The sequence below is a fragment of the Pedobacter sp. HMWF019 genome (genome assembly GCF_003061025.1).
In the GTDB taxonomy this organism is placed as follows: Bacteria; Bacteroidota; Bacteroidia; order Sphingobacteriales; family Sphingobacteriaceae; genus Pedobacter.
On record NZ_QAIL01000008.1, the window covers coordinates 21,801 to 29,903 of the forward strand.

The following is an 8,103-nucleotide window of genomic DNA, read 5'->3' on the forward strand; positions in this document are numbered from 1 at the left end:
TTCTAAATTGATAAGAACGATGAACTCATCCTTATACACAGCAAGAGTAATGCATAACAGGCTGGCACCAAAGCAGCATCGCTTTTGGTATAAGGTGTATTTATTTTATCTTGATCTGGATGAAATTGAAAGCCTGTGCAACAAATTTCGCTGGCTAAGCTATAATCACTTTAACCTTTTTAGCTTTAGAACAAAGGATCATCTGCAAATAAAGAAAACAACCGGACAGAATTATAAACTACAAAGGGAGATTACAGTAAAAGAGCAAATCACTACCTATCTTTTGAGTATGGGCGTGTCAATTGGTAGTGGAAAGATCATGCTACTCACTAATCTATCAGTTTTAGGGTATAATTTCAATCCGGTATCTTTTTATTTCTGTTTTAACGAAGAGGGGGTGCCTCTTTGTGCAGTGGCAGAGATCAGTAATACCTTTCGGGAAATGAAGCTTTTTTTTATAGGAAAGGAAAACATGGTAAAGGGACGTTTTAGACAACGGGTGAAAAAATATTTTTATGTTTCTCCTTTTATAGACCTGGATGCTTCTTTTGATTTTAATATTATGCCGCCTGGCGATCAACTGGATATCCGGATTGACGATTATAATGGTCAGGGTGACAGGTTTTTTATCAGTACGTTGACAGGTAAGAGAAAGCCGCTTACACAGATGGCCATGTTGCACTATTTTTTCTCAATTCCTTTGATCCCTTTAAGAATTATGTGGCTGATCCACTGGCAGGCTTTTATGCTTTGGAGAAAGAAAATAGCTTTCCATAGAAAAGGCGCAAACCAGGAATTACAGAAAAACGTATATAATGACTATAAAAACAATTATAAATGATGTCGACACAGGCTATTGGTAAAACATCCCGAGGATTTTATGAAAATACAGTGCTGAATGTGCTTCACAAGATGACAAAAGGCGGATTATCACTCCTTATGCCAGATGGAGAAAGTATATTTATTGGAGATGGGGCAGGAATTCAGGCTTCGATACAAATTATCGATGTTGACTTTTTTCGCGTTTTGGTACTGTATGGCGATATTGGTTTTGGGGAAGCCTATGTGGATGGATTATGGGAAACTGAAAATATTACAGATGTGATCAAATGGATATTGTTGAATATTGAGCATGCTCCTTCTGTATCGGGAAGTAAAACAAAAGTTCTGGCTTTGAATCTTTTGAAATGGTTGAACAGGATTTATCACAACAACAGATCCAATAGCATATCCGGCTCGCAAAAGAATATTTCAGCGCATTATGACCTGAATAATGACTTCTTTGCTTGTTTTCTGGATGAAACGATGACTTATTCCAGTGGGTATTTTATTGCAGATGGATTGAGCTTATATGAGGCACAACTGGCGAAGTATAAGCGATTGGCAGAGCAACTGCAGTTGAAAAGCACCGATCATGTGCTGGAAATTGGGAGTGGCTGGGGTGGTAATGCAATTTTTATGGCTAAAAATTATGCCTGTAAGGTAACTTCTGTAACGATTTCCATTGAGCAACAGAAATTGGCAAAGCAGCGAATCAAAGCGGCTGGTCTATCTCATCTGGTCGATGTGGTCATTCTGGACTACCGGGAGTTGGATGGACAATATGATAAAATCGTATCTATTGAGATGCTGGAGGCTGTTGGACATAATTATTATGAAACTTATTTTGCTAAATGCCGGCAGGTGCTCAAACCAGATGGAATATTTGCTTTCCAGGTAATTACCAGTCCGGATTCGCGCTATGAAAGTTTACGTAAAGGCGTAGACTGGATTCAGAAACATATATTTCCAGGCTCTTTGTTGCCATCAGTAGCAAGATTAAATGAAGCTATTAATAAGACAACTGACTTTACTATGGTAGATTTGAAGGATCTGGGGAAAGATTATGCGCAGACTTTACACCTGTGGTTTGAACGGTTTAACCTAAGCATTGATGCGGTAAAAGCCTTAGGTTTTGATGAGCGGTTTATACGTAAATGGCGCTATTATCTCAATTATTGTGAGGCTGCGTTTGAGATGAGAAACATTCACGTTATGCAGATGGTCTATGTGAGGCCTAACAATACGAATAGGTAATCTGCGCCGGGCATTGAATTTAATTATTTAAGTTTGTGTTCTGCAATTCTATAAATTATGTTCAGAAAAATTTGCTTTATCGTTTTTACTATCCTTATTGCTTTTTATCAGGTATCTGCCCAGTCCCGTACATCATCATTTAAAGTCATTCCGCTGGGTGTTAAGGGGGGGATAGAAGAGGATAACCTGTCTGCCTATTTAATTGCCCCTGAAGGCAGTGATGGTTATATCTGCCTGGATGCGGGAACATTAAATACAGGTATACGCAAAGCGATAGAGAGAGGTGTTCTGAAAGGAAAGCCTGATGAAGTATTGAAAAAGCAAATTAAAGCGTATCTGATATCCCATGGACATCTCGATCATGTTTCTGGCCTGATCATTAATTCGCCGGAGGATAGTGTTAAACATATCTACGGCATGCCGACGGTACTGGGGATCTTAAGAGATAAGTATTTTACCTGGGATGCCTGGGCCAATTTTGGTAATGAAGGAGAAAAGCCAATGTTGAAAAAATACAGTTACATGGCACTCGAAGAAAATGTAGAAAGGCCTCTCGATGGAACGGAGATGACCGTTAAAGCTTTTACACTTAGCCATGGAAATCCTTATCAGAGTACAGCATTTTTAGTAGGGCACCTGAATAGTTATGTCCTTTATCTCGGAGACACTGGCGCAGATGAAATTGAGAAGTCTGATAAAATGCACCTTCTTTGGGAGCAGGTTGCACCTTTAATTAATAAAAACGAACTGAAAGCTGTTTTTCTGGAAGTTTCTTTCCCAAATGAACAGCCTGAAAATCTGTTGTTTGGTCATCTAACACCAAAACTTTTTTTCAAAGAACTAGAACAGTTAAAAAGTCTTTGCAAAGCCGGGACCTTTGACAAGGTAACGTTCATTATTACCCATATTAAGCCTCCTTTACATGCAGAAGAGTTGATACGGAAAGAGCTTAAAGAAGCAAATAGTACGAATTTAAAGCTAATCTTTCCTAAACAGGGCGAATTGTTGTTGTTAAAGTGATAAGTTGTCGGTTTTGTTCTATTTTATACCTCTTGGCTTCCATAATTTTAGATAAATAATAAAAACATGGTGTCAAAAGAAAACATATTCCCCCTAGTTGTATTGGTTTTTACTACAATCATGGCTGCACTGGTAGCCGGCCTCTTCTACTCTTGGTCTTGCAGCGTAATCCCCGGCTTATCCCGTTTGTCTGATAAAAATTATATCGCCGCAATGCAATCTATAAACAAGGCCATATTAAATCCTGTATTCTTTGTAAGTTTTATAGGAACATTAGTTTTACTTCTGCTCAGTACCTACCAGTTTTATGTCAGGCCTTTATCCATTCAGTTCTGGCTCTTGGCAATTGCCACATTGATCTACGCTATTGGGGTTCTTGGAATAACTATTTTTGGAAATGTCCCTTTAAATGATCAATTAGCTATTTTCGACTTATCTTCAGCAGGGCCAACTGAAATTGCTGCCCATAGAATGCAATTTGAAGCGGCCTGGAATAATTTCAACACCATTCGTACGATTTCCGCGATATCGGTTTTGGTCGTTATTTGCTGTACGCAAATGTCTATCTTTGGAAAATAGCTTTTAACCTGTAAGAAAAATAACGTTTTTCTTGTTTCAGTCGTTGTATTTCAAAGGTTATATTTGTTTTGTTAAATGACCAAGTATGATTTCAGCTGCTGATTTACTCCAAATCTTCCATATCAGTCCTATACCTATTGCTATTTTAGATATTGATCTGAAGCTTTTAGCGATGACCAATCAATGGCTGGAAACCTATGGAATGGAAAGGGAGAAAGTAATTGGAAAATCTTATTGTACTATCTTTCCGGAAAGAAGTAAAGAATGGCTTACTATTTTGGAACAAGCTCTTGGGGGTAAAGACCAGGCTGGAGAAGAGCAAATTAATGATGCCGATTCTTTGGATAAAAGGTGGATGAAATGGGCGGTCAAAGCATGGAAAAATCAGGATGGAAATGTGTGTGGCGTTATATTGTACAGTGAAGACATTACGCTCCATAAACAAAGCGCTTTCCAGGACCAGCAGTTTCGTCTGTTTATGGATTACCTTCCCGGGTTATGCTGGATTACCAATCAAGAGAATGTGCTTACTTATGCAAATAATGATTTTTTTGAAACCTTGCATCTTCCAAAAGATGTGGTGGGTAAAAATAACGAAGAGATCTTTGGGTCAGATGTTGCAAAAAATGCGCATATCAATAATATGGAGGTACTCCGGACTCAACAAAGTAAGGAGTTGTTCCAGACTATTCGCGGGCAGGATGGATACCCTCAGTATTTTAAAACCTATAAGTTTCCTTTTATGGATGCTTCAGGAAAACAGAATCTGGTTGGAGCAGTAAGTTTCGATATTACCAAGCATAAACAGTTGGAAGAGAATTTGTATCAAAGTGAAGAGCAATTTAGGCAAGCCTTTGAACATTCCCTGATCGGTATGGCATTGATCTCTCCTGAGGGCAGGTGGAAACGGGTTAATTCCAGTTTGTGTGACATCCTTGGGTATTGTGAGGAAGAGTTACAGCAATTGTATATACAGGACATTACCCATCCTGACGATTTGTATAGAAGTTCTGAAAGCTTGAAGGAACTGGCAGACGGGATTCGTGAAAATGTCAAAATAGAGAAACGGTATATTCATAAAGACGGATCAGTAATATGGGTGGTTATTGCGGCAACGATGTTAAAAGATAGTTTGGGACATCCTCTGCACTATGTCTCCCAGATAGAGGATATTACCAAACGAAAAGAGATCGAAGGAAACTTGTTATTAAGTGAGAAAAAATACCGGACCATTTTTGAAAATGTACAGGACGTTTTCTACCAGGCTGACCAACAGGGAAGAGTAACAGAAATTAGTCCTTCTATATTGCAGTATTCCGGTTACACTCGGGAAGAAATCATTGGCCGGCCGGTTATTGATTTTTATTACTACCCTCATGATCGGGACAGAATTATCGAAAATCTGCAAAAAGATGGGTTTGTTATAGACTTTGAAGCCAGATTAAAAACGATTAATCAGGAACTCAGGTATGCTTCAGTGAATGCCAGACTGATCCGGGAGAATGGCTTGGTTGTGGGTACAGAGGGAAGTATGCGGGACATTACCGCCAGGAAATCTCAAGATAATGCACTAAAGGCATTAAATACAGAGTTGACTGCGTCGAACGAGCAAAAGAACAAACTGCTTTCTATTATAGGACATGATTTGCGTAATCCGATTTCAGGAAGTTTACAACTACTGGACCTGACATTAAACGATTTTCAATCCAGTTCGGCTGAAGAGGTACACACTTACCTTTCTATGATGAAACAGGAACTGTCCAATGCAAATGAGCTTTTGGAAGACTTGCTGACCTGGGCCAAATCTCAGTTTAATGCAGTTAGTTTTAATCCTGTTAACATTGAGAATGTAGCTGCTCAGTTACAGAAATGCTTACTTAGCGTTTTGCCTATGGCAGAGAAGAAAGGCATCTGTGTAGTCCAGTCTGTGGAGCCGAATTTAGAGGTCAATGCAGATAAAGCTATGCTGGACACAATTATCCGAAATTTAGTTTCAAACGCAGTTAAGTTTTCACAGAGGGACGGAGAGATAATAATTAAAGCAATTAAAAATGATACGGGCGTGCAGTTTTCTGTGAGTGACAATGGAATTGGTATCCCTAAAGATAAAGTACAGGAATTGTTCGACAACAAATCAAATTACACCACTTTTGGAACATCGGGAGAAAAGGGAACTGGGCTTGGACTCAATCTTGTAAATGATTTTGTAGCCAAGCACGGAGGGGAGATCTGGCTGGAAAGCGAAGAAGGAAAAGGAACTACATTCTATTTTACTATACCTGCGGGTATAGGTGCATTTAAAGAAAATGAGGAAGAAGAATAGGCTGAAATATAATCTGATCCGAAGTTCCTTTTTAGTATATTTTGTTATTACGGATAGATTTACGCATTTTAGTTAAGAATAATGCTGGTTTAATCAGTAGAATCTAACTAAATGGTGTAGTTTTAATTTATGGGCAGATACAGTAAATACTCAGATAAGGAATTAACAGACCTGTTAAAGTCTGGGGACCAGTCTGCCTTTACTGAAATTTACAATCGGTACTGGAGCGTGATGTATGCGCATGTTTATAAAATGCTTCGGGACAGAGAGGAAGCAAAAGATGTTATCCAGGAAATTTTTAGTAAATTATGGCTTAAAGCAACTGAAATCAGGTCTAATCAAAATCTTGCAGGTCTTTTATATGTTGCTGCCCGAAACCGGGTTTTAAATCTGATGGAGCAAAATAGGGTTAGAAATGATTACGTGAAATCCATTGCTTCATTTATTTCAGAAATAGATCCGAGTGCGATTGACCATGTAGATGAAAAAAAATTAACCCAAATTATTGAACAGGAAATTCTTAATCTGCCCCCAAAAATGCGTGAAATTTTTGAGATGAGCAGAAAGGAGAATCTTTCACATAAAGAAATTGCAGCAAAACTGAACATCTCTGATCAAACGGTGAAAAAACAGGTTCAAAATGCATTAAAAATAATCAGACCAAAGATCAGTAATTTGAGTGTATTCCTATTTACTCTGATTATTTTAAGATAATTTAAAAATCTTCTACCCCCAAAGTCCTTTTGCCCGGTTTTATCTATAAATACATTAACTGAATTTAGATGAACCACAAAGAAGCTACACTACTTCTTGAAAAATATAACAAAGGGACGGCTACTGATGAAGAAATCAGGCTGTTAGAGAACTGGTACAATGCAGAAAGCCTGGGCCGGAAATTTACTGATGATGAAGCTGATCTGGATCGCTTGAAGGAAGAGATTTGGGAAGGAACACTAAAGCGTTCAAATTTGACATCACCTCCCTGTAAATCCAAAATAAAATCATCTGCACTAAGAATCTGGGGTTACAGCATTTCGGCAGCGGCTGTTATTGCTATGTGTCTGGGCATTCTTTTCATTCAGCGTTCAAAGCACCGTTTTGCTGTAACCATGGAAATTGCTAATCATATCTCGGGAGGAAGTAACAAAGCTACCTTGACACTTGCAAATGGGAGAACGATCGTGCTGTCTGATGCCGTTAAAGGAAAACTTGCTGAAGAAGCTGGAGTAAACATTACTAAAACAGCAGATGGGCAATTGATTTATGAAATAAAGGAGGCTTCGGAAGGAAAATCAGAAGATAGTGAAATCACTCACGCTTTTAACATCATTTCTACTGCCCGTGGGGAAGAATATCAGGTCGTGCTTCCGGATGGTTCGAAAATATGGCTCAATGCAGAGTCTTCTTTAAAATATCCAACTTCATTTAAAGCGAGTGCAGACCGAAGGGTTGAACTGATTGGTGAGGCTTACTTTGAGATTGCTAAAGATAAAGCGCATCCTTTTAAGGTAAAAACCAAGGACCAGGAGGTGGAAGTACTGGGGACACACTTTAATATCAACAGTTATGCAGAAAATGGAGGTGCAAAAACTACTCTTTTAGAAGGTTCGGTAAAGGTTTCTCCTCTTGGTAATGGGCAACACGTGCTTTTGGAAGAATCTGTTTTCCTTAAACCGGGAGAACAGTCGGTTCACAACGCAGGAAGTATAAACGTCGTACAGGCTGACCTCGAACAAGCGGTATCCTGGAAAGAGGGATGGTTTTATTATAAAAGTACCAGCCTGGAAAATGTATTACGGGAAGCTTCCAGGTGGTATAATCTGGAGGTGGTTTATAAAGGCAGTATTCCTGCCGATCGCTTTACAGGGAAGGTTCCCAGAAATGCCAGTTTGGGTAAGTTTATTAAAGTTCTTGAACTTAGTGATATAAAATTCAGAATAGAAGGTCGAAAAATGCTAGTGAATTAAATACATAATAATTAATCAATCAACTCAAACCAAAAAAACAACCAAACATGGAAAAAATCTACAGAGACGACGGGGTTTAAACTCAGGAAAGGTGATCAGAAATAAAGGACCCCGATGGCGAGCGGGATCCTTATAATG

General features: G+C 38.7%; 7 protein-coding genes. All 7 read left to right on the forward strand.

Annotation, left to right across the window (positions count from 1 at the left end):
- The first annotated feature begins 19 nt into the window (after positions 1–19).
- The 7 genes from DBR11_RS00310 (at position 20) to DBR11_RS00340 (ending at position 7,965) form a co-directional block, all read left to right on the forward strand.
- Positions 20–841 carry a DUF1365 domain-containing protein gene (locus DBR11_RS00310; protein ID WP_108549612.1) on the forward strand — a complete coding sequence of 274 codons (822 nt, stop codon included), beginning with the start codon at positions 20–22 and terminating at the stop codon, positions 839–841.
- Positions 838–2,076 (forward strand): cyclopropane-fatty-acyl-phospholipid synthase family protein, encoded by a 1,239-nt coding sequence (locus tag DBR11_RS00315; protein ID WP_233260598.1) that lies wholly within the window; start codon positions 838–840, stop codon positions 2,074–2,076. Before DBR11_RS00310 ends, DBR11_RS00315 begins: the two co-directional genes overlap by 4 nt.
- 57 nt (positions 2,077–2,133) lie before the next feature.
- Entirely contained in the window at positions 2,134–3,096 is a 963-nt protein-coding gene (locus DBR11_RS00320) for an MBL fold metallo-hydrolase (RefSeq protein WP_108549614.1), read from the forward strand.
- A gap of 66 nt (positions 3,097–3,162) precedes the next feature.
- Complete coding sequence (locus DBR11_RS00325; protein WP_108549615.1) at positions 3,163–3,675, forward strand: DUF1772 domain-containing protein; 513 nt, start codon at positions 3,163–3,165, stop codon at positions 3,673–3,675.
- Positions 3,676–3,760: 85 nt separating this feature from the next.
- Entirely contained in the window at positions 3,761–5,998 is a 2,238-nt protein-coding gene (locus tag DBR11_RS00330; RefSeq protein ID WP_108549616.1) for a PAS domain S-box protein, read from the forward strand.
- A gap of 129 nt (positions 5,999–6,127) precedes the next feature.
- Positions 6,128–6,712, forward strand: coding sequence for an RNA polymerase sigma factor (locus tag DBR11_RS00335; protein WP_108549617.1), 585 nt, complete (start codon positions 6,128–6,130; stop codon positions 6,710–6,712).
- Positions 6,713–6,780: 68 nt separating this feature from the next.
- Positions 6,781–7,965, forward strand: coding sequence for a FecR family protein (locus DBR11_RS00340; RefSeq protein WP_108549618.1), 1,185 nt, complete (start codon positions 6,781–6,783; stop codon positions 7,963–7,965).
- Positions 7,966–8,103: the final 138 nt, after the last annotated feature.

Excerpts from the sequence above, each read along its gene's own strand:
- DBR11_RS00310 (WP_108549612.1), top strand. The coding sequence starts at position 20 with ATGAACTCATCCTTATACACAGCAAGAGTAATGCATAACAGGCTGGCA.
- DBR11_RS00315 (WP_233260598.1), top strand. The coding sequence starts at position 838 with ATGATGTCGACACAGGCTATTGGTAAAACATCCCGAGGATTTTATGAA.
- DBR11_RS00320 (WP_108549614.1), top strand. The coding sequence starts at position 2,134 with ATGTTCAGAAAAATTTGCTTTATCGTTTTTACTATCCTTATTGCTTTT.
- DBR11_RS00325 (WP_108549615.1), top strand. The coding sequence starts at position 3,163 with ATGGTGTCAAAAGAAAACATATTCCCCCTAGTTGTATTGGTTTTTACT.
- DBR11_RS00330 (WP_108549616.1), top strand. The coding sequence starts at position 3,761 with ATGATTTCAGCTGCTGATTTACTCCAAATCTTCCATATCAGTCCTATA.
- DBR11_RS00335 (WP_108549617.1), top strand. The coding sequence starts at position 6,128 with ATGGGCAGATACAGTAAATACTCAGATAAGGAATTAACAGACCTGTTA.
- DBR11_RS00340 (WP_108549618.1), top strand. The coding sequence starts at position 6,781 with ATGAACCACAAAGAAGCTACACTACTTCTTGAAAAATATAACAAAGGG.